Annotated in this window: 19 protein-coding genes; 16 read left to right on the top strand and 3 right to left on the bottom strand. The window is 68.7% G+C overall.

The genetic code is table 11. The annotated features are described in order from the left end of the window. Positions 1-77 precede the first annotated feature (77 nt). The 8 genes from E0H75_RS12205 (at position 78) to E0H75_RS12240 (ending at position 8545) form a co-directional block, all read left to right on the top strand. Positions 78-1073, top strand: coding sequence for an endonuclease/exonuclease/phosphatase family protein (locus E0H75_RS12205; protein WP_131513610.1), 996 nt, complete (start codon positions 78-80; stop codon positions 1071-1073). Between the two features lie 100 nt (positions 1074-1173). Continuing rightward, the gene (locus E0H75_RS12210) at positions 1174-2853 is read left to right on the top strand and encodes a sodium:solute symporter family protein (protein WP_131513611.1); all 1680 of its coding nucleotides are present in this window, start codon (positions 1174-1176) and stop codon (positions 2851-2853) included. Between the two features lie 13 nt (positions 2854-2866). Continuing rightward, on the top strand, positions 2867-3136 hold the full coding sequence (locus E0H75_RS12215; RefSeq protein WP_131513612.1) for a hypothetical protein: 270 nt from the start codon (positions 2867-2869) through the stop codon (positions 3134-3136). 64 nt (positions 3137-3200) lie between these two features. Then, positions 3201-4094: a hypothetical protein gene (locus E0H75_RS12220; protein ID WP_131513613.1), complete on the top strand. Its 894-nt coding sequence runs from the start codon at positions 3201-3203 to the stop codon at positions 4092-4094. Further along, entirely contained in the window at positions 4094-5863 is a 1770-nt protein-coding gene (locus E0H75_RS12225) for a GMC oxidoreductase (RefSeq protein WP_131513614.1), read from the top strand. The genes E0H75_RS12220 and E0H75_RS12225 overlap by 1 nt, the downstream gene beginning before the upstream one ends. Before the next feature lie 97 nt (positions 5864-5960). Continuing rightward, positions 5961-6728 carry a phytanoyl-CoA dioxygenase family protein gene (locus E0H75_RS12230; protein ID WP_131513615.1) on the top strand — a complete coding sequence of 256 codons (768 nt, stop codon included), beginning with the start codon at positions 5961-5963 and terminating at the stop codon, positions 6726-6728. Further along, complete coding sequence (locus tag E0H75_RS12235) at positions 6725-7615, top strand: helix-turn-helix domain-containing protein (RefSeq protein WP_131513616.1); 891 nt, start codon at positions 6725-6727, stop codon at positions 7613-7615. The genes E0H75_RS12230 and E0H75_RS12235 overlap by 4 nt, the downstream gene beginning before the upstream one ends. A 45-nt stretch (positions 7616-7660) precedes the next feature. Further along, a complete protein-coding gene (locus E0H75_RS12240; RefSeq protein WP_202872967.1) occupies positions 7661-8545 on the top strand; it encodes an LLM class flavin-dependent oxidoreductase in 885 nt (294 codons plus the stop codon). Positions 8546-8549: 4 nt separating this feature from the next. On the opposite strand, the gene E0H75_RS12245 is transcribed toward E0H75_RS12240, so the two are convergent. Continuing rightward, a complete protein-coding gene (locus tag E0H75_RS12245; RefSeq protein WP_131513617.1) occupies positions 8550-9005 on the bottom strand; it encodes a hypothetical protein in 456 nt (151 codons plus the stop codon). 81 nt (positions 9006-9086) lie between these two features. Between E0H75_RS12245 and E0H75_RS12250 the strand changes: the two genes are divergently transcribed. The 5 genes from E0H75_RS12250 to E0H75_RS12270 all read left to right on the top strand — a co-directional run bounded on the left by E0H75_RS12250 (position 9087) and on the right by E0H75_RS12270 (position 15860). After that, positions 9087-9701, top strand: coding sequence for a TetR/AcrR family transcriptional regulator C-terminal domain-containing protein (locus tag E0H75_RS12250; RefSeq protein WP_131513618.1), 615 nt, complete (start codon positions 9087-9089; stop codon positions 9699-9701). A 228-nt stretch (positions 9702-9929) separates the two neighbouring features. Further along, positions 9930-12353, top strand: coding sequence for a leucine--tRNA ligase (gene leuS, locus E0H75_RS12255; protein ID WP_131514091.1), 2424 nt, complete (start codon positions 9930-9932; stop codon positions 12351-12353). 49 nt (positions 12354-12402) lie between these two features. Continuing rightward, positions 12403-12822, top strand: a complete 420-nt coding sequence (locus tag E0H75_RS12260) for a secondary thiamine-phosphate synthase enzyme YjbQ (RefSeq protein ID WP_131513619.1) — start codon at positions 12403-12405, stop codon at positions 12820-12822. A 100-nt stretch (positions 12823-12922) separates the two neighbouring features. Then, a complete protein-coding gene (locus tag E0H75_RS12265) occupies positions 12923-13129 on the top strand; it encodes a hypothetical protein (protein WP_131513620.1) in 207 nt (68 codons plus the stop codon). A 169-nt stretch (positions 13130-13298) separates the two neighbouring features. Then, the gene (locus E0H75_RS12270; protein ID WP_131513621.1) at positions 13299-15860 is read left to right on the top strand and encodes an ATP-binding protein; all 2562 of its coding nucleotides are present in this window, start codon (positions 13299-13301) and stop codon (positions 15858-15860) included. Positions 15861-16532: 672 nt separating this feature from the next. On the opposite strand, the gene E0H75_RS12275 is transcribed toward E0H75_RS12270, so the two are convergent. Then, positions 16533-17060: a pyridoxamine 5'-phosphate oxidase family protein gene (locus E0H75_RS12275; protein WP_131513622.1), complete on the bottom strand. Its 528-nt coding sequence runs from the start codon at positions 17058-17060 to the stop codon at positions 16533-16535. A gap of 51 nt (positions 17061-17111) precedes the next feature. Between E0H75_RS12275 and E0H75_RS12280 the strand changes: the two genes are divergently transcribed. The 3 genes from E0H75_RS12280 (at position 17112) to E0H75_RS12290 (ending at position 21361) form a co-directional block, all read left to right on the top strand. Beyond that, the gene (locus tag E0H75_RS12280; RefSeq protein WP_131513623.1) at positions 17112-17954 is read left to right on the top strand and encodes a DegV family protein; all 843 of its coding nucleotides are present in this window, start codon (positions 17112-17114) and stop codon (positions 17952-17954) included. 70 nt (positions 17955-18024) lie between these two features. Beyond that, positions 18025-18930 (top strand): ComEA family DNA-binding protein, encoded by a 906-nt coding sequence (locus tag E0H75_RS12285; RefSeq protein ID WP_238162978.1) that lies wholly within the window; start codon positions 18025-18027, stop codon positions 18928-18930. Continuing rightward, positions 18917-21361 (top strand): ComEC/Rec2 family competence protein, encoded by a 2445-nt coding sequence (locus E0H75_RS12290; protein ID WP_131513624.1) that lies wholly within the window; start codon positions 18917-18919, stop codon positions 21359-21361. Before E0H75_RS12285 ends, E0H75_RS12290 begins: the two co-directional genes overlap by 14 nt. A gap of 58 nt (positions 21362-21419) precedes the next feature. Here the strand turns inward: E0H75_RS12290 and E0H75_RS12295 are convergent, their stop codons facing one another. Then, positions 21420-21983, bottom strand: coding sequence for an isochorismatase family protein (locus E0H75_RS12295; RefSeq protein WP_131513625.1), 564 nt, complete (start codon positions 21981-21983; stop codon positions 21420-21422). Positions 21984-21986: the final 3 nt, after the last annotated feature.

Genomic DNA, 21986 nt, shown 5'->3' on the forward strand with positions numbered 1-21986 from the left:
TCCTTCCTAGGGATGAAAAGCCACGCCGGACCCTGCGTCGGCTTTGGTCCGGACCGTGTGTCCGCAACAATCGCTTCATGTCGGACCGCCAGACCACTGTCGCCGCAGCGAAACCGCCGTCGCGGGCCACTACCCGTCGGCGCGGGAAGAACGGTAAGTGGCGTCGTGGCTGGTTCATCGCCTTCCTCGCGGTGCTGTCCGCTCTTCCACTGCTCTTCCATCGCTGGGTGCCGAACTCGGTCGGCAACCTCGGCAGCCTGCTCGACACCTTCCTGCCCTGGGTCGGCGTCGCCGTACCGGTCCTCGCCATCGCGGCCGTGGTACGACGTTCCGCCACCGCCGGTGTCGCGTTGCTGGTCCCGGCGGTGGTGTGGGGCCTGATGTTCGGCAACCTGCTGATCCCCGGCAAGGGCGGCGGTGCCTACGACGTACGCGTCCTGTCGCACAACGTCGACGCGGACAACCCGAACCCGAAGGCGACCGCGCAGGACCTGCTCACCGCCGACGCGGACGTGATCGCGCTCGAGGAGGTCACCGCGGCGGACATGAAGGTCTACAAGGCGGCGTTCGCCAAGACGTACCCGTACGAGGTGGCCCGCGACACCGTGGCGCTCTGGTCGAAGTTCCCGGTGGCGCAGAGTGAGTCGGTCGACGTCGGCTTCAAGTGGACCCGAGCGCTGCGGGCCGAGGTGAGCACCCCCGAGGGCAAGGTGGCGGTGTACGTCGCCCACCTCGCCTCCGTCCGGGTCGGCGCCAGCGGCTTCACCTCGGACCAGCGCAACGACACGATCAAGGCGCTCGGCCGGCAGATCTCCGACGAGAAGCTGGCCGGGGTGATCGTGATGGGCGACTTCAACGGTACGGCGAACGACCGCAGCCTGGCCCCGTTGACCACCGGACTGCGCTCGGCGCAGGGCGCGGCCGGCTACGGGTTCGGCTTCACCTGGCCGGCCAAGTTCCCGATGGCGCGGATCGACCACATCATGGTGCGCGGCGTCACCCCGACCAAGGCCTGGGTGATGAGCTCCACCGGCAGCGACCACCGCCCCGTCGTCGCCGAGATCCGCATCTGACGCCGCTCGTTGGTGGGTCGGCGCGACCGTAGTTGAAAGCAGGAGTAACGTTCCTCACCGGTACTGCCACGATGCGTCACATCGAGGATCCGGAGGGCCGATGCTTGCACTTGAATCCATCCTGAGGCTGGATGCCACGGCGATCGACTACATCATCATCGCCACGTACTTCGTCTTCGTGCTCGGGATCGGGTACCTGGCCAAGAGCGCGGTGTCCAACAGCCTGGACTTCTTCCTGTCCGGCCGCTCGCTGCCGGCCTGGGTGACGGGCCTCGCCTTCATCTCGGCCAACCTCGGCGCGATCGAGATCATGGGCATGTCGGCGAACGGCGCGCAGTACGGCATGCCGACCGTGCACTACTTCTGGATCGGCGCGGTCCCGGCGATGCTGTTCCTCGGCGTCGTGATGATGCCGTTCTACTACGGCTCCAAGGTGCGCAGCGTCCCGGAGTTCATGCTGCGCCGGTTCGGCAAGCCGGCGCACCTGGTGAACGCGATCAGCTTCGCCGTCGCCCAGGTGCTGATCGCCGGGGTGAACTTGTTCCTGCTGGCGACCATCGTGAACGTGCTGCTCGGCTGGCCGATCTGGGTGTCGGTGATCGCCGCCGCGGCGATCGTGCTCAGTTACATCACCCTGGGCGGTCTGTCCGCGGCGATCTACAACGAGGTGCTGCAGTTCTTCGTGATCGTGGCCGCGCTGCTGCCGCTGACGCTGGTCGGTCTGCACAAGGTCGGTGGCTGGGAGGGCCTCGTCGACAAGGTGAGCGCTTCCCCGGGAGGCGCGGAGCAGATGAGCGCCTGGCCCGGCAACGCCTTGAGCGGGTTCAGCTCGGACTTCCTCTCCGTGATCGGTCTGGTCTTCGGTCTCGGCTTCGTGCTGTCCTTCGGCTACTGGACGACGAACTTCGTCGAGGTCCAGCGGGCGATGGCGTCGAAGAACATGTCGGCGGCCCGGCGTACGCCGATCATCGGCTCCTACCCGAAGATGTTCATCCCGTTCATCGTGATCATCCCCGGCATCATCGCGGCCGTGATCGTGCCCGAACTGGCCCAGTTCAAGGCTGACGGCACCGGCGAGGTGACCTACAACGACGCGTTGCTGCTGCTGATGCGCGACCTGCTGCCGAACGGCATGCTCGGCCTGGCCATCACCGGTCTGCTGGCCTCCTTCATGGCCGGGATGGCGGCCAACCTCAGCTCGTTCAACACCGTCATGACCTACGACCTGATCGAGCGGTACATCGTCAAGGAACGCAGCGACGACTTCTACCTGCGGACCGGTCGCTGGATCACCGTCGCCGGCACCTTTATCGCGATCGGTACAGCGGCGATCGCTTCCGGCTACAGCAACCTGATGGACTACCTGCAGCAGTTGTTCTCGTTCTTCAACGCACCGCTGTTCGCGACGTTCATCCTCGGTATGTTCTGGAAGCGGATGACCGCGACCGCCGGGTGGACCGGTCTGGTCAGCGGTACGGCGACGGCGATCCTGGTGTTCATCCTGTCCGAGAACGGCGTGATCGACCTGCCGGGCCAGGGAGCCAGCTTCGTCGGTGCCGGTGCCGCCTTCGTGGTCGACATCCTGGTCAGTGTGCTGGTCAGCCTGGCGACGGCACCCAAGCGAGAGTCCGAACTGGTCGGCCTGGTCTATTCGCTGACACCAAAGGAGCAGCGGACCGAGGTGGCGCAGGCAGGCGACCAGGGCTGGTACCGCAGGCCGGTGCTGCTGGCCGGCATCTCACTGGCCATGGTCATCGTCCTCAACATCATCTTCGGCTGACGGAGGTACAGAAATGGCTGAGCAGCAGAAGAAGACCGGAGCGTTCGACATCCGGGTGGTGATCGCGGCGCTGGTCGGGATCTACGGTCTGGTGCTGACGATCCTCGGCATCATCGCCGACCCGGACGAGGTCGCCAAGGCGGCCGGTATCAACATCAACCTGTGGGGCGGCATCGCGATGCTCGTGTTCGCGGCCCTGTTCGTCCTCTGGGCCCGGCTCCGGCCCATCGTCGTACCAGTCGAGGAGCAGGCCGCCGCCGAGGCCGCAAAGACCAAGGAGTAACCCCGATCCGCGCAACTCGTTGTCGGACCAACAGCGCAACTGGTCCCACAACGGAGGACGTCGCATGGTCGGTGCTCGAGTACATTCCAGAAGAGCCTTCCTGGCTCGGGTCGGCGTGCTCGGCGCGGCGGTCGGTGGCGGCGGTCTGCTCACGCGCAGCCTGCTCGCTCCGGCTGACGCGGCGACCGACTCGCTGCTCCCGCCGGCCGTCGACCTGATCCGGCCGGTGCTGGCCGAGCTCGCTCGGGACACCCTGAACGGGCTCACCGTCTTCGCGATGCCCGGCCGGGATCCGTACTCGCGGACCCAGGGCACGCCGAGTCCGACGCCGGGTGCGATCGAGGCGGGCGCGACCGACTTCATCATCAACTCGCTGGACAACTTCGTCCCGTTCCCGGACGCGATCGCCCAGCCGGTCGGGTCCGCCCTGGTGACCGGCCTGGCTGACTCGGGCATCGCACTGCCGGGACTCGAGGTGCTCCCGGTCGACCTCCGCCGGCTGGATCGCGCCCTGGCGACGTACCTGGAGAGCGACGAGGCGCTGCCGCTGTCGTTCCCGATCGCCGGCCTGCTGAACCTGATGGCGACCCAGGTCAACCCGCTCGCGGTGAACGGGCCGCATCTGTCGCCGTTCGCCCGGCTCTCGTACGCCGAGAAGGCGGCGGCGTTCGAGCTGATCGAGCGGACCGACGCGGACCTCGTCGAACTGCTCGACGTCCAGTTCCCGGAGCCGCTCAAGGCGTCGGTGTCCGGGCTGCTGAAGTTCGTCGGCGGCGCGCTGATCGAGTTCGCCACCTTCGGTGCGTACGGCGAATCGGCCGTCTACGACAAGGTCACCCGCACGCTGCGGAAGCGGCCGGTCGGCTGGAACCACACCGGCTATCAGCCGGACGGCCCGGTCGAGGGCTGGGACGACTTCATCGGCTACTACCAGGGTCGGCAGAAGGTGAGCGACTGATGCGCGACGTCATCGTGATCGGGGCCGGCGGCGGCGGTCCCGTGGTGGCCAAGGAGTTGGCGGCGCAGGGCCTCGACGTACTGCTGCTCGAGGCCGGTCCGCGCCATGCCAAGCCGCGCGAGGAGTGGACGACGTTCGAGGACGACGCGAACAACCCGCTCACCGGCTACCTGCGCTGGGGCCCGTCCGACCGGGACAAGCCGGCCTGGTACCGGGAATGGCCGCAGAACTCGTTCGTCTGGCAACTGTCCGGCGTCGGCGGCACCACCCAGCACTTCTACGGCAACTACCCGCGCGCCTACCCGGGCGTCTTCGAGGGGTACGACGGCCCGGACCGCAACGGCTACGACGTCGACCACCGGTTCCCGTTCACGTACGGCGAGCTGGTGCCGTACTTCGAATGGGTCGAGGCGACCATGCCGGTGATGACGGCCGCTATGGGGCACAAGGAGCAGACGTTCTTCCGCGGCGCGGAGACGCTCGGGCTGCCGGTGCAGACCACCAAGACCACGCATCGGCCGTCGTACCGCCCGCAGGAGAACGCGATCTTGCAGCCGGGCGGCACGGCCGGGAAGACGGCCGACAAGGATCTGCTGGTCTATCCGAAGGCGACCGGCTGCACCTTCTGCGGCTACTGCTTCCAGGGGTGCATGCGGCCGAACGGTGCCCCGCGCAACCAGTTCGCGAAGCGCTCGACCGACAACAGCTACGTGCCGATGGCGCTGACCGCGGAGGTGTGGTCGCGCGGCGGCAAACCGGTCGAGCTGATCGCCGACGCCTTCGTCACCCAGGTGCACACCGAGAAGCGGCACGGCGTACTGACCGCTACCGGGGTGACGTGGCGCTCCGGTGACACCGAGCATCGTGAGGACGCGCGTGTCGTCGTGATGTCCGGCGGCTGCACGGAGAACCCGCGGCTCTGGTTCAGCAGCGGCCTGCCGAACCCGAACGGCTGGGTCGGGCGCGGCTACACCGATCACTTCTTCGACTGGGTGTTCGGCGTCTTCGGCGACTACACCGGCAACCCGAAGGGCGTCGGTTCGAGTGCGCGGCTGGACTACCCGCCGTACGGCGGTCTGGAGAACGTCGGTCTGCCGCCGGCGCTCGCGGCGTTCGCGGGGACCTTGTCGGACAGCGGGATCCGCGGGCACTACAAGAACGGTCGTGGGCGGACCGGGCCGTGGGACGGTCCGGCCGGCCGGGTGATGGGGCCGGAGTTGAAGGAGGTCCTGTCGCACGGGATGGACCGCCTGCTGAGTGTGCTGGTGATCACCGACGACGACGTCGAGGCGCAGAACCGGGTCACCCTGTCGGCGCTGCCGGCGGACGAGAACGGGCCGATCCCGAAGGTCACCTTCAAGCAGCGCCAGCGCACCGCGCGGACGCTGAGGAATCGCGAGTTCATGGCCCGCAAGGCGGCCGAATTGCTGCGCGGTGCCGGCGCGGAGAAGGTGTACCGGATCGACTGGGCGCCGCTGATCCTGCACGTCCAGTCGTCGATGCGGATGGGCTCGTCGGAGCAGAACTCCGTGGTCGATCCGCGGGGCGAGACCCGCGCGGTCAAGGGCCTGTTCATCGCCGACAACTCGGCGCTGTCGAACGGTCTGGGCGGCCCGAACCCGACGCTGACCGCGCAGGCGCTGGCGACCCGGACGGCCGAGAAGATCTTCGCGACGTACTTCGACGGCGATCCGTGGGTGCGGTCGAGTGCGCCCGTGGTCTCGACGGATCCCCGGATCAGCGTGCGGCTGGCACAGCTCGGACTGTAGTCATGTCCGTTTGACGAACATCGGCGTCCGGTCCGGTCCTGCCACCCGGGCGCCGGTGTTCGTAGTCTCGAAGTACCCGAGGAGGAGGAACTTCGAGATGACTGTCACCTCTGCCAAGCCCGATCTGTCGACCTTGGCGCACCAGTACGCCGAGGACGGCTTCGTCCTGGTGAAAGGCCTGCTCAGCAAGGAGGAGGCGGCCTACTACCGGCAGCGCAGCCACGACCTGCTGGCCCAGCTGAACAGCAACGAGGACGCCACCTGGAAGTCCGCGATGGGACTGTCCGACGGGGCGACCCGGCTGCAGCATCTGCACGACGCGCAGTTCTACGACGCCGAGTTCAGCAAGCTCGTGATCGACCCGCGGTTCACCGACGTGGCCGCCGCGGTGATGGGTGTCGACAACGTGCAGCTGCACCACACCAAGCTGTTCGTGAAGCCGCCGGAGAACGGCTCGCCGTTCCCGCTGCACCAGGACTACCCGTTCTTCCCGCACAAGTACCACCGGATGGGCGCCGCGATCTTCCACTTCGACGACGCGCCGGTGGAGAAGGGCTGCGTCCGGGTGATCCCGGGCAGCCACAAGGACGGGCCGCGCGAGCACGAGGCGGAGGGGTCGTACCACCTCATCGATCCGCCGTTCGAGGCGGCGACGCCGCAGCCGGCCGAGGCGGGCGACGTACTGTTCTTCACCTATCTGACCGTGCACGGGTCCGGGGTGAACACCAGCGACGAGGCCCGGACCACCTGGCTGATCCAGTACCGCGACCCGGCGGACCCGCCGACGGTGAAGACGCACGACCACTCGCTCGGGCAGGGCATGATGCTGCGAGGAGTCGACCCGACCGGCAGGAGCGCTGTTTGACCCTCGCGGACGTCGCGACCGCGGACCGTTTCGTCGACCTCGCCGGACTGCTCGAGTCCTGCGAGGTCGACGGGTTCCGTGCTGACTTCCTCAGCTGGGGGCACTACCAGCCGGAGTACTGGCGCAACTACTGGCACAGCCATTCGTTCCACGAGGTCTGCCTGGCCTACTCCGGCACGGGCCGCTTCAACTCAGGAGACCTGAGGTACGACGTTCAGCCGGGCTCGGTGTTCCTGGCCCGCCCCGGCGACGTCCACGAGATCGAGTCCAGCCGGAGCGAGCCCCTCGGCATCGCCTTCTGGGGCTTCACCTTCAGGCCTGGCTCTGATGAACCCGGGTGGTGGTCCGGCCTGACGCGTTCAGGCGGACCGGTGATGTCAGACCGGACCGGCTCACTCCCCGCACTGATCACTGCGCTGGCGGCCGAGGCAGCAGCACCGGTGTCCGGCTACAGCACCGCACTGGGCGCTCTGGGCGCCACTCTGGTCATGGAGACCGCCCGAGCCTTCGCCCTCGACGAGGACCTCGCAGTCGAGCCGGTACGGCGTGACCGCGGCCCTCTGGTGGTTGAGGCGATGCAGCGCCACCTCCGCGACAACCTGTCCCGCCCGATCACCGTGCGGGACGTAGCAGCCGCCGCGCACCTCTCGGAGCGCCACGCCGAGCGACTCTTCCAGCAGCAGACCGGCGCCTCGATCATGTCCACCCTGCGCCGCCTCCGCCTGGAGCTGGCCGCCCAGCTACTGCTCGACCCCGCGGTCACTGTCACCGAGGTGGCCCGGTCCTGCGGCTACTCCGACGTACGCCCGTTCTCCACTGCGTTCCGCCGCCACTACGGCCGCACTCCCGGCGATCACCGCCGCGCCGGTGGCACCGAGTTCGTGTAGGGAGAATTTGACCTCGACTTTGGTTGAGGTCCGAAGCTGGCTCCCATGATGAAGATCGGTGTCATCCTGCCCTCCGTCGACGTCCAGCGAACCGAACACCTCGACCTGCGCGCGGCGGCCAGGTACGCCGAGGAGGCGGGGCTGGACAGCATCTGGATGGGCGACCACCTCGCCACCGGTGCCGCGACCGTGGATATGACGATCGGGTTGGCGACCGCGGCGGCCGCCACGGAGCGGGTCGCGATCGGCGCGAGTGTCTTCGTACCGGCGATCCGGCCACTGGCCTGGGCTGCCAAGCAGATCGCCTCGTTGCAGTACGTCTCCGGCGAACGGGTGATCCTCGGGGTCGGATCGGGTGGTGGCGAGGAGCAGTGGCGGGCGGCCGAGGTTCCGTTCGCCGAGCGCGGGCGACGTACCGACCGGGCACTGCGCTCGCTGCCCGACCTGCTGGCCGGCAAGCCGGTGGAGATCGGCCCCGACGGACAGGCCGTTCAGTTGGCGCCCGCCGTCGCGAGGCCACGCTTCTGGGTCGGCAACGATTCCGCGGTGGCACGTCGACGGGCGGCGCAACTGGGTGACGGCTGGTTCCCCTCGCTCGTGCCGGTCGAGGACGTAGCCACCGGCCGCGAGCATCTCGAGGAGCTCGCGGGCCGGTACGCCAGGCCCGTGCCCACGATCGCCATCGGCGGGGTGTCAGCCGGGGGTGCCGACGACGGTGCCGTCCGAGCATTGGCAGCGGGGATCGCCGACGGCTACGGCATGCCGTACGAACGGGCGCTGTCCTTGCCGCTCACAGGCACTGCCGAGCAGGCGGCCGATCGGCTCGGTCAGTACGCCGACGCCGGCGCGACTCACGCCGTACTGGGCGTTGGCGGCACCGACTGGCGAGTCCAGGTCGTCCACCTCGCCGCCGTACGCGCACTGCTCTGACCGGTCAGGTCCGGCGGCGCCAGAGACCCACAACCGCGACCAGTCCGGCCAGAGACGGCAGCACTCCGATGACGCCGTGCAGCGGCGGGACGATCGTGCTGTAAGCCTCGCCGCCGACGGACAGATCGGTGAGTTGGATGGTCGCTCCGAGCAGGAGCAGGGTGGTGCTGACCCAGCGGGCCCAGCGCTTGTTCCGGGCGACGCCGACGATCGACGTCAGCCAGCCTGCGAGCCCGACGACGCCGACGGCGACCAGATAGATCGTGATCGCGGCGCGGTCCTTGGCGACGTCGTCAGCCGACCAGCTCGGGTAGGCAGCGCGGACGTGGTCACCGATGCTGTCGGCCGTGGCGAGATCGATCAGCGGCGCGAGCGTGGCCAGAACGGTCAGCAGCAGGCCGGCGTACAGCGCCGGTCTGACGTATGCCGGTGAGCGGGGTGGTGCGGCGATGGTGGTCATCGCGATCCTCCTGATTCTTATGGTGTATGTTTCAGGGTATACTTACGCCGTAAGAATGATCAAACGAGATTCAGGGACCCGATGACTGCACGCCGTACCCGTGGCCACAGCGTGGGGCTGACCCGTGAGGCAGTACTGCGGGCCGCTCTCGCACTGGCCGATCGCGAAGGGCTGAAGGCGCTCTCGATGCGCCGGCTCGGTGCCGAGTTGGACGTCGAGGCCATGACGATCTACCACCACGTGCCGAACAAGGACGCACTGCTGGACGGCCTGGTCGAGCAACTCGTCGCCGCGATCGCCCCTCCGGTGTTCGAGACGCCCTGGCAGGACGGGATCCGTCGATATGCGCTGGATCTGCGGGCCGCCCTCCTCGCGCACCCCAATCTGGTCCCACTGATCGCGTCCCGGCCGGCCATCACCGCACAGAACCTTCAGACGCTGGAGAGCGCGTTGGAGAGCCTGCGGTCTGCCGGTCTCGCACCCGCTGACGCACTGGATGTCATCTACGCGGTGACCGGCTTCGTCGTCGGCCAAGTCGTCACCGCATCGGAGGGCGATCCGGTCGATCAGTTGGTGCCGCTCGACCTCTCCGGTTTCCCGTTGCTGGCCGAGGCCGCGAAGGGACCGCGGGACGCGGAAGCACGCTTCGTGTTCGCACTTGACGCCCTGGTGTCCGGTCTCGGCTCGACGCGCTAGACTGGTCGCATGCGAGTGAGCCTGCTCCTTAGTTAGCCGTACTGGCATCCAGGCGCCGATGAGCGCCGGTCAGTGCGGCGTCCCCTCCTGTGTGAGGGGCTTTTTCATTTCTGGGAATGCCGTCTGGCAGATTTGGGCTCAACAACACACGAGTGCGGGAGTAGGACCGTGAGCGAGCAGGTGGAGGCTGAAACCCCGATCGACCGGGGTGGGTACGACTTCAATGTCATGCAGGCCAAGTGGCGGCCGGTGTGGGAGAAGCTGGACCCGTTCAAGGCACGTGACGACGGCTCGGCCGAGCGGCGTTACGCGCTCACGATGTTCTCCTACCCTTCCGGCGACCTGCACATGGGCCACGCCGAGGTTTTCGCGCTGCACGACCTGCTGTCGCGGTACTGGTTCCAGAAGGGGTACGACGTACTGAACCCGATCGGCTGGGACTCCTTCGGGCTGCCCGCCGAGAACGCGGCGATCAAGCGCAACGAGCACCCGGCGACGTACACCTACGCCAACATCGAGACGCAGGCCGAGTCGATCCGGCGCTACGGCATGAGCTTCGACTGGTCGCGCCGGCTGCACACGTCCGACCCGGAGTACTACAAGTGGACGCAGTGGCTGTTCCTGCGGTTCTACGAGCGCGGGCTGGCGTACCGCAAGGCGTCGTTCGTGAACTGGTGCCCGTACGACCAGACCGTGCTGGCCAACGAGCAGGTGATCCAGGGTCGCTGTGAGCGGTGCGGGCACGAGGTCACCAAGCGCGAGCTGACCCAGTGGTACTTCAAGACCACGGAGTACGCCCAGCGACTGCTGGACGACATGGAGCTGCTGCAGTGGCCGGAGGAGATCCTGCTGATGCAGCGCAACTGGATCGGCCGGTCCGAGGGCGCGTTCGCGAACTTCCAGGTCGAGGGTCGCGACGAGCCGATCAAGGTCTTCACGACCAGGCCGGACACGCTGTTCGGTGCCACCTTCATGGTGGTCGCGCCCGATGCGAAGCTGGCCGCCGAGCTGGTCACCCCTGACCAGCAGGCCGCCTTCGACGAGTACCTGACCGCGGTCAAGTCGACCACCGAGATCGAGCGGCTGAGCACCGAGCGGGACAAGACCGGTGTGTTCCTGGGGTCGTACGCGATCAACCCGGTGACCGGGGAGCGGATCCAGATCTGGGCCGCCGACTACGTGCTGGCCGACTACGGCACCGGCGCGATCATGGCGGTGCCCGGCCAGGACACCCGGGACTGGGAGTTCGCGGAGAAGTTCGGCCTGCCGATCGTGCGCACCGTGCAGCCGTCGGCAGACTTCGAGGGGAAGGCGTACACCGGCGAGGGCCCGGCGATCAACAGCGCGAACGACGAGATCAGCCTGGACGGGCTGGGCGTCGACCAGGCCAAGGCCCGGATCATCGACTGGCTGGACAGCAAGGGGCTGGGCGAGCGGACGATCAACTACCGGCTGCGCGACTGGCTGCTGAGCCGGCAGCGGTTCTGGGGCGCGCCGATCCCGATCATCCACTGCCCGGCGTGTGGCGAGGTGCCGGTCCCGGACGATCAGCTGCCGATGGAGCTGCCCGACCTGCGCGGTGCCGATCTGGCGCCGAAGGGTGTGTCGCCGCTGGCCGCGGACCGCGAGTGGGTCGAGGTCGACTGCCCGAAGTGCGGTGGCAAGGCCGAGCGTGACACCGACACGATGGACACCTTCGTCGACTCGTCCTGGTACTTCCTGCGCTACCTGTCGCCGGAGTACACCGACGGCCCGTACGACCCGGCCGCCGCCGAGCGGTGGATGTCGGTCTACCAGTACGTCGGCGGCAAGGAGCACGCCGTACTGCATCTGCTGTACGCGCGGTTCTTCGTCAAGGCGCTGCACGACATGGGCCTGCTGAGCGTGGTCGAGCCGTTCACCCGGCTGCTGAACCAGGGCCAGGTGATCAACCAGGGCAAGTCGATGAGCAAGTCGCTGGGCAATGGCGTGAACCTGGGCGACCAGATCGACCTGTACGGCGTCGACGCGGTCCGGCTGACCATGGTCTTCGCCGGTCCGCCGGCCGACGACATCGACTGGGCCGACATGTCGCCGGGAGGCTCGCTGAAGTTCCTGCAACGGGCCTGGCGGCTGGCGGGATCGGTCGAGGCGCCGCTGGGCTCGGATCCCTCGACCGGTGACGTCGAGCTGCGCCGGATCACCCACCGGACGATCGCGGACTCGGCCGAGCTGATCGACTCGATGCGGTTCAACGTGATGGTTGCCCGGATCATGGAACTGGTGAACGCGACCCGGAAGGCGATCGACGCCGGCCCGGGTGCGGCAGATCCGGCGGTGCGGGAGGCGGTCGAGACGGTGGCGGTGCTGCTGAGCCTGGTCGCGCCGTACACGGCCGAGGACATGTGGGAGACGCTGGGCTACGAGCCGACCGTCGCCAAGGCCGGCTGGCCGGAGGTCGACCCGGCCCTGCTGGTCCAGGACACGGTCACCTGCGTTGTCCAGATCGCCGGCAAGGTGCGGGACCGGCTGGAGGTCGCGCCCGACATCGGCGACGCCGATCTGGAGCAGCTGGCGCTGGCCTCCGATGCGATCCAGAAGGCGCTGGACGGCCGTGGTGTCCGCAAGGTCATCGTCCGCGCGCCGAAGCTGGTCAACGTCGTTCCGGCCTGATCCTTCCGGCCTGGCCCGTGCCCAGGTGGGCACGGGCTAGGCTGCTCAGATGCGTTCTGAGCTGATCGATGTCACGACCGGCGGTACGGAAGTCGTCTTCGACCTGACGAGCAGGTGTGAGCAGTTCGTCGACTCCGAGGCTCATCAGGCCCAAGGCGACGGATTGCTGCACATCTTCGTCCCGCACGCGACGGCGGGGATCGCCATCCTCGAGACCGGGGCCGGCAGCGACACCGACCTGCTCGCGGTGCTCGAGCAGGTGCTGCCGCGCGACTTCGGGTGGCAGCACCGGCACGGTACGCCGGGGCACGGGCGCGACCACGTGGTGCCCGCGCTGATTCCGCCGTACGCGACGATCCCGGTGCTGGACGGGCGGATGATGCTCGGCACCTGGCAGTCGATCTGCCTGGTCGACACCAATGTCGACAATCCCCGGCGGCAGGTCCGGCTTTCCTGGCTGCCCTGTTAACGGACTACCAGGTAACTCGCCGGGAGGGATTTCGGTGACTTATCGTGATGTTGCCGATCGCGTTACGTTCGCGAAACACGGCTCCGATTGAATTGCCCACATGGCAGCCCTTGAGACTCTGCGGGACCACTGGCATGGCCTCGGCACCGAACTCCTGATCCGCGCCACCCGCGGCATTTGTGTCGGCAGCCTGACGAATGCCGATTCCGGCCGCGCGGACACCCGGGCCCGGCTCGACGACTGGGCCGGAATCCTTTCCCTCTACGCCGGCGACAATGAATCCGCCTCGGTTCGCGCAAGTGCTTGAATCACCGGGTGGGATGTTTTTCTGCGCGTTCAGTAATTGCGTTCTGAAGTAAACTAGTTGCCTTGGTCAACAGTTCTGTGTGACACCGCTCACTGGACGCACCCGGCACCGACCGCTCAGTCACGCTATGTTGTGACAGGAACGTGAGGCTCTAGAGGGGTGACGGGCTTTGTCGGACACGGATGGCCGGGCTGAGGGGCGGCGGGGCTTCGCCGATCTCCTGCTCGACTTGAGAGTCCAGTCGGGCCTGTCCCAGGAGGAGCTGGCCGACCGGGCCGGGCTCAGCGTGCGGAGCATCCGCGAGATGGAAGCCGGCCGGGTGGCGCGTCCCCGGAAGGACTCCGTCCGGTTGCTCGCCGAGGGTCTCGGGCTCGGACCCGGCGACGCGGACCGCTTCCTCGCCGCGGCCGGGCACGGCGCCGTACGACCGGTGATCTCGGTCGCCGACCCGGCACCCACCGGACTGCGCTGGCGCGGGACGCGGCCGATCCCGGACGGCCTCGTCGGCCGTGAGCAGGAGCTGCTGGAGCTGGAAGGGCTGCTGCGGCAGAACCGGCTCGTCACGCTCGTCGGCCCTGGTGGGGTCGGGAAGACCGAGCTCGCACTCGCCGCCGCCGACAAGTTCTCCGGTGCTGACACGACGGTGGTGGTCGTCGACCTCACGACCGTCCAGCGGGACGCCGCCGTACCGTCGGCCATCCTGGACGCCTTTGGCACGGCTCCCGGTACGTCGGACCTGGACGACGTACTGTCCGGCCGCCGGCCGGGTGACTTGGTGATCGTCGAGGACAACGCCGAGCATGTGCTCGACGGGGTGGCGACGGTGGCGAACCGGATGGTCCGCAGCTTCCCGGGCATCGGCGTACTGGTGACTTCGCGGATCCCGCTCGGGCTGCCGGACGAGGTCGTCCGCCGGGTGCAGGTGCTCGGCGTACCGGAGAACGATCGAGACTTCGAGGACATCGCGGCCAGTCCGGCGGTGGAGATGTTCTGCCGACGGGTGGCTCGGGTCCGTCCCGACTTCGTGCTGAGCGAGGAGAACGCGTCGATCGTCGCGCGGCTGTGTCGCCGGCTGGACGGGCTGCCGCTGGCGCTGGAGCTGGCGGCCGCGCGGGCCGGGTCGCTGTCGGTGGAAACGATTCTGGCCGCGTTGGACGACCGGTTCCGGCTGCTGTCCGGACCGAGGCGGTTCGGTGCGCCGCATCAGCGGACACTGGCCGATACGATCGCGTGGAGTGTGGACGCGCTGTCCGACGCCGCGCGGCAGCTGCTGTACCGCACCTCGGTGCTCGGGTCGCCGTTCACGCTGGACGCTGTGGCCGGCGTGTGTACGGGCGATCCAATCGACGCGGCCGACGTACCGATGCTGCTGGCCGAGCTGGTGGACAAGTCGCTGCTGCAGCCGGTGCATGAGTTCGAGCAGTTGTACGGCGCCCGGTACAAGCTGCTGGAGACCATCCGCGAGCACGCGTACGCCGGTCTGTCGTCGCAGGGCGACGATCTGATCGAGTTCCGGGATCGCGCGGTGGCGTGGTGCTCCAACTACGTCTCCGGGCTCGAGGGCGCGTGGTCGTCGCCCGATCGGGAACAGCGCTACCGGGCTGCGAACGCGAACTCGGCGCTCTTCGAGGTGGCGCTGGCTCGCGCCGCCGAGCTCGGGCAGTGGGATGTCGCCGCGAGGATTGTGCTCGGCTTCCGGATCGCGTGGCAGTACCAGGCGAGTGTGGCCGAGAGCGGGATCCGCTGGGCGACCTTGTGCGCGGACAACGTCGCGGACAAGGAAGTCAGCGGCATGCTGCGCGCGATCGCCGGACGGCTGTCCAGCCTGACCGGCGACGTCCGCGGTGCGCGCCGGCACTACGGCGAGGCCCGCACACTGATCCCCGGCGAGACCGAGATGGGCCTGGTCGCCCGCGGCGGGTGGGTGTCGTCGGGTTCGCATCTGCTCGACACCCAGAGCCTGGCCGAGATCCCGGCGCTGGTGGATGACGCACGCAAGCACGGCGACGTGCAGCGGTCCGCGACCGTGCAGGCCATCTGTGGACTCGCACTGCTGCGTTGGGGTCGCCTGCCCGAGGCCAAGGAGCTGCTGCTCGCCTGGCAGGCCGCACTGGTCAACCCGGGTGTGTACCCGGACGAGATCGCCTACATGGCGCTCAGCCGGGTCGAGCTGGAGCTCGGCAACCTGGCCGACGCGCGCCGCTGGGCGCTGCTCGCCCGCGGCAGCCAGGCCTCCGACGACCCGGAGCGCACCAAGGTGGCCGGCTGCCTGGCCATGGTCGAGTACCACGACGGCCAGTACGACGAGGCCCGGGCGCTGCTCGACGAGGCGGACGCCGACATCCGCGGGCACCGTGGGTACTTCGACTACCAGGTCATGCGCTACCGCAGCCGCATGGCCCGAGACGCCGGTGACGCGGAGCAGGCTCGGATCTGTATCCGCGACGCGGTCAATAGGCTGCTGGTCGAGGGCCGGGTCGTCTACCTGCTCGAGGTCCTGCCGGAGGCCGCGGCCGTCCTGCACGCCCTCGGGAAGTCCGAGGACGGCGACGCCCTGTGTGGCCAGCTGCTGGCCTGGCAGCGGTCCATGGACCCGCCGATGCTGCCGACCGCGTGGGCGGTGCTCCAGGAGTCCTGCGAGAGTGCGTCGGTGGCTCCCGGCTGGCCGGAGCCCGACCCCGCTGCAGCGGTGCTGCGGCTGGCGAACGACGTACTCGCTGCGCTTTCGTGACGCCGATCCGCTGAAGCTGCCGGACAACTGCCGGTTCTTCTGCCTCGTCCTGACATGGCTGCCGGACGAAGAATTACAGCCGTAGGACAGGTTCCACGAAGCAGAGTCCGACACCGGCAGCGGCGGCAGGGAAGGGGTGGTGAGCCATGACGAGGCCTTGGTTCACCGCAGCACTGCGGTCGAGTTCGGGGGAGGCAACGCGGAGGGTATCCGGTGGCCGAGTGGTGGGGGCGCCGATCGGCTGCCGAGAGCTCCGGAGTGCTGCACAGTGCGGAGCTGTCCTGCCTGAACCGGGTGCCGTGCGCCGTCAGGGCACCGGACCCGGGGCGAGGTCCCAGTATTGGGCCGGGCACACGACACAGGGGACGAGTGCCGGTCCGGCTGACACGGGGAAGCGGCGGGTTTGGTCACCTGTCGCGGTGGGTCGGCTGCTGGGACCTCCCGGGACCTCGACGGGCTCGCGGTCAGACCGGTACTTCGCGGAACCGGCACGGGGAGTAGCTCGCCGAGGTTTCTGAGCTGAGCTGACAACAAGGGGGAGTCAGCAGAAGAAGTTGGAACGCTGGCAACGAGGGGAGTCAGCGTGACGAGGTGAGGGCCGGTCCAGTGGGGGGCGCCGGCACAACGAGGTGGAGGCCACCGGAGGGGTTGGCCTCCACCTCGTCGCTTGTCTCAGCGCTCTGGAGTGTCCGCTTGATCGAGGACCGCCTTCTTGTCGAAGGCGTAGCCGACCATCCAGGTCGGCTGGAGGCGGTAGTAGACGATGTCATCGCCCCAGCTCGACGGTGAGCTGCCGTAGTGCTTGGTGAGGTGCGCCTCGATCTCCGCGAAGTCCGGGTGGTCCGGGGTCAACGTCTCCACCTGGCCGTGGCTGAAGACGCCGATCCGCTCGCCGTCGACGTACGAGACGCTGGCTGAGGGCCGGACCTTCAGGTGGCGCGCCTTGGCCGCTGACCCGGAGGTCGTGAACACCCACCGCGCGTGCAGGAAGTGTCCGTCGACCGCACTGATCCGTGGCTCACCCCTGGCGGTGACGGTGGCCAGGTTCAGCGTGCACATGCCGGTCAGAACCCGCACCAGCTCGCCGGCGTCCAGCCGGCGCGAGTCCGTGATGATGTTCTGCAGATGCTCCGTCGAGCGCTGGTACGCCGCGTCGAGGAGTTGCTGCAGCTCGGTGACTTCTGCCGCTGTCTCCTTCATCTCCGCAGTCTGGCACTGCGCGCCGACTTAACTGTCCGGTAACCTCGCTTCATGTCAGCCCGCGTGCACGTCGTCACCGACTCCACGGCTGGGCTGGCCACGCACGAGGTGCTCCGCCACCCGCTGACCGTCGTACCACTCCAGGTCGTCATCGGCGGGACGTCGTACGACGACGGCGCCACCTCCACCGACGCGGTCGCCGAGGCGCTCAAGACCTTCACCCCCGTGTCGACGAGCCGTCCAGCGCCGCAGACCTTCGCGGACACGTACGCCGCTTGTGCGAAGGACGGAGCGGAATCGGTGGTGTCGATCCACCTCTCCGGGGACATGTCCGGCACCGTCGAGGCCGCCATGATCGGCGCCAAGGAGTCGCCGATCCCGGTCCGCGTGATCGACTCCCGCTCGCTCGGCATGGGGCTCGGGTTCCCCGTCCTGGCCGCGGCCGCCGCAGCCGCCGCGGGGGAGGATCAGGCCGGCGTCGAGGCCGCGGCTCGCGCCCGGATGGCGTCGATCTCGGCGTACTTCTACGTCGACACCCTCGAATACCTCCGCCGCGGCGGACGCATCGGCGCGGCTCAAGCCCTCCTCGGTACGGCGCTCGCCGTCAAACCACTGCTGACGATCAGCGGCGGCCGGATCGTCCCGCTCGAGAAGGTCCGCACCTCCAGCCGCGCCATCGCCCGCCTCGCCGACATCGCCGTCCAACGCGCCGGCGAGACCCCGGTCCAGATCGCCGTCCACCACCTAGCCAACCTCGAGAAAGCCCAAACCCTCGCCGACGGCCTCTCCGACCGCCTCCCCGCCGCCGAAGAAATAGTCCTCCGCGAAGTAGGAGCCGTCATAGGCGCCCACGTAGGCCCCGGCCTCCTAGCCGTAGTAGTAGCCCCGCGCTGATCTTCTGTGAGTTCTCCACAGGTTTGAATTCGCGGTTTCTGGCGGGTCTCGGACTCGTACTTTCTCTGGCGTGAAAGTCACACGTCGTGCTCCGGCGCCCGACCCGGGCGCCCGTGAGCGTGCGCTGGCGCGGCTCGCCGCCAACGCACGCGAGCACGCACCCGGCGAACACCTGGAGGAGCGTGATGAGGACGTGCGCGGTGGATGGATCCCCGATTCGATCCGGCCCGAACGACTACGAGACGCCCGCTGGACTCTGTCCCCACGGCACGTCGTGGTCCTGGCCGCCGTACTGGCCATCGGCCTGTCCTGGGCCGCCTGGCAAGTCTTCCGCGTCCGCCCCGAAACCCTCCCCGACGCCCGCCCACCCACGACCGTCACGTCAGGCTCACCCGTCGCCGGCGCTGGTTCCTCACCCGGTCAGCCAGGCGGGACCCCCGGAGCCGCGGTTTCACCCGGTGCCGCGCAGCCGTCTGCCGGTGCGGGCCAACCCTCAGCCGGCGCTACGCAGGGTTCGGGCACCGGACAGTCGCCTACCGGCGTGGTCGTCGTGGACGTTGCCGGCAAGGTCCGCCGCCCTGGCCTCGTCCGAGCCCCCAGCGGCTCCCGAGTAGCCGACGTACTCACGCTCGCCGGCGGCCCACTCCCCGGCGTAGACCTCACCACCCTCAACCTCGCCCGCCCAGTCACCGACGGCGAACAAATCCTCGTCGGCATCCCCATCCCACCCGGCGCCACCACCGCGCCGGGCGCCACCCCAACAGCTCCGTCCACCGCCTCCAACGCCCCCGTCAACCTCAACACCGCCGACCTCACCCAACTGGACACCCTCCCCGGCGTTGGCCCAGTCCTGGCCCAACGCATCCTCGACTACCGCACCCAGAACGGCCCGTTCGCCACCATCGACCAACTCCAAGAAGTCCCCGGTGTAGGTCCCAAGAAGTTCGACTCCCTGAAGTCCCATGTCCGCATCTGAGGAGGTCCTCGAGCAGCCGGGGGAGGCGCTTGATCTGCGGCTGTTGGCGCCGGCGGCCGCGGGCTGGGTGGCAGCCGTCGTCCTGGTCGGCGAGCGACCACTCGCAGGTGTAGTGACGGCAGCCGTGTCACTTGCGCCCGCTTGTGTGGCCGCCGTGTTCCTGCGACGCCGGCTGCAGGCGACCAGGTCCCGCGGGAGACGTGCGGTCTGGGCAGTCGTGGGAGTGCTTGTGGTGGTCGCAGGCATGGGGCTGGGGGCCGCCCTGCAGGTGAAGGGATTGCGGGCCGGCCCGGTGCCGGGGTTGGCAGCGGAGGGCGCAACGGTTGGCGTCACGTTGAGGATCGACGCAGACCCCGCCGTACGCCGGAGTCCGGGCCGGCGCCCGCCGTACGTCGTGGTGAAGGCAACCATCGAGGAGGTTCGAACTCGGAGTACGACGTCGTCGACCGGGACCCCGAGCTCGCAGGCCGCTGGGGAAGTGAGGACTCGGATGCGGACTCGGGTGTTGGTGGTGGGGGATGAGGCGTGGAGAGGAGTGCGGTTCGGGGAGCGGGTGGATGGAAGGGGACGGTTGGAGGCGGCTGAGCGTGGCGGTGACGTGGCAGCCATGCTGTCGGTTCGCGGGGAGCCGCGGATGGTGGACGAGCCGGCCTGGTGGCTGCGCGCGGCCGAGCGGGTGCGGGCCGGCCTGCGGGGAGCCGTGGCGGGAGAGCCGGACGACGTGAAGGGTCTGGTCCCGGCGCTGGTGATGGGCGACGAGTCCGGCCTCTCCGACGAACTCGCCGACGACTTCCGCACGACCGGGCTGACCCATCTGTCCGCAGTCTCGGGCACCAACCTGACCTTGCTGCTGGCGTTCATCCTGCCGTTCAGTCGGCTGATCGGCGTACGGGCGCGAGGGCTGACTGCGGTCGGCCTGATCACGGTCGTCGTGTTCATCATTCTGGCGCGCCCTCAGCCGAGCGTGTTGCGAGCGGCCGCGATGGGCCTGATCGCGCTGGCCGCGATGACCAGCGGAGGCGGCCAACGTCGCGCGGCCCGCAGCCTGTCGGCAGCGGTCATCGTGCTCCTGCTCTTCGACACCTCGCTCGCGCGATCAGCCGGGTTCGCGCTGTCCGTGCTCGCGACCGCGGGCATCGTGCTGCTGGGTCCAAGCTGGCGCGACGCGCTTTCCCAATGGCTTCCGACCTGGCTCGCCGAGGCGATCTCATGTCCGCTCGCCGCCCAACTCGCGTGTACGCCGATCGTCGCCTGGCTCTCCGGCCAGGTCTCACTCGTCGCGGTCGCCGCGAACCTGCTCGCCGGTCCCGCAGTCGGCCCGGCAACCATCCTGGGCTTCGCAGCCGCCGGCGTCGCACTCGTGAGCACAGAGGTAGCTCAGCTCGTCGGCTGGGCCGCCGGCTGGCCGGCCCGCTGGATCATCCTGATAGCTCGAGAAGGCGCAGACCTCCCGGGCGCATCCAACCCCTGGCCAGCCACGGTGATCGGAGTCGCGGTACTGACGATCCTCTGCCTGGCCATCGTGATCGGCCTGCACCGCATCCTCGCTCGCCCGATCGCAGCGATCCTCGCGGTCGTCCTGCTGGCAGTCGTCGTGCTGCGTCCGGTCGGCTCGATCGGCTGGCCACCAGGCGACTGGCTACTGGTGATGTGCGATGTCGGGCAAGGCGACGGCTTGGCGTTGCGAGCAGGTGAGAAGGCGGCGGTGGTGGTCGACACCGGCCCGGATCCGGCCGCGATGGATCGGTGCCTGCGGGATCTCGGAGTCGAGTACATCCCGGTGCTCGTGCTCACGCACTTCCACGCGGATCACGCCGGTGGACTGGCCGGCGTACTGAAGGATCGGCGCGTGGGTGAGATCGAGGTGACGCCGTACTTCTCGCCGCGCGCGGAGTACGAGCGTGTCGTCGACCTCGCGGCACAGCACGGCATCAGCCTGCGGACAGTCACGTACCACGAGAAGCGCGTCGTCGGCGCACTCAGTTGGACCACGCTCTGGCCAGCTCGCGTGCCGGCGCTTCCACCACCCGGTACGTCGTCTGCGACCTCCAGCGACGAGGGTTCACCGGAGAACAACGCCAGCATCGCGATGATGGTCGAGGCGTCCGGTCTCCGGATCCTTCTCACCGGCGACCTGGAACCCGAATCTCAGCGAGCCATCCTTGCCTCTGGCGCCGACCTGCGAGCCGACGTCCTCAAGGTCCCGCACCACGGGTCGGCTCAGCAGGACCCGGCCTTCATCGCCGCCACCGGCGCCCGCCTCGCGTTGATCTCGGTCGGTCGCGACAACGACTACGGCCATCCAGCACCCAGGACCCTGACGCTCCTGGCCCACCAGTCCACCCGAACCGCCACCACCAGCACCAACGGCCCCCTGACCGTCACCAACCCCGCCAACCACCTGACCCTCACCACCGCCCACGACCCATGAGCACCAGCCACAAGCCAGGCGCCAGCCGCCAGATGTCAGGAGGCGGGAGCCCGCAGGGTCAGGCGAAGGTGACGCCTGCGGCCGGGACTGTGCTCTCGGGTTCGTCGCCGAGGGACCAGGCGGCTACTCGGGAGACCACATCGGCTGGGACTTCATCGCTGATGCCGCTGACAGCGGGGATGTCGTAGGTGCCGTGCGCGTCGTACGGGAGGACGACGCGGTAGCCGCGGGCCAGGGCAGTTCGCGCGGTGGCCTGCACACACATCTCGGACATCACGCCGCAGATCGCGAGCGACCTCACGCCGGCGGCAACCAGCAGCTGGCCGAGCGGTGTCGCGTCGAAGCCGTCGTCGCGAGGCTTACGAATCACCTGCTCACGGGGCCCCGCCTTCACCGGCAGGTACAACTCCCAACCTCGCGTACCCGGCTCGTCGGCCGCACCTGGCACGCCGTCGTTCTGCAGATGCACAACGACCGCCCCAGCCTCCCGCGCACGGTCGAGCAACTCGGTCGTCCGGTCGAGCAGACGATCGGCTCCGGGTACGGCGTTCTCGCCGGAGACGAAAGCCGATTGCAGGTCCACCAGGATCAGGGCGTCGACAGGAGCAACGGGGTCGGTCATGCG

The sequence above is a fragment of the Kribbella capetownensis genome (assembly GCF_004331485.1).
Taxonomy (GTDB): domain Bacteria; phylum Actinomycetota; class Actinomycetes; order Propionibacteriales; family Kribbellaceae; genus Kribbella; species Kribbella capetownensis.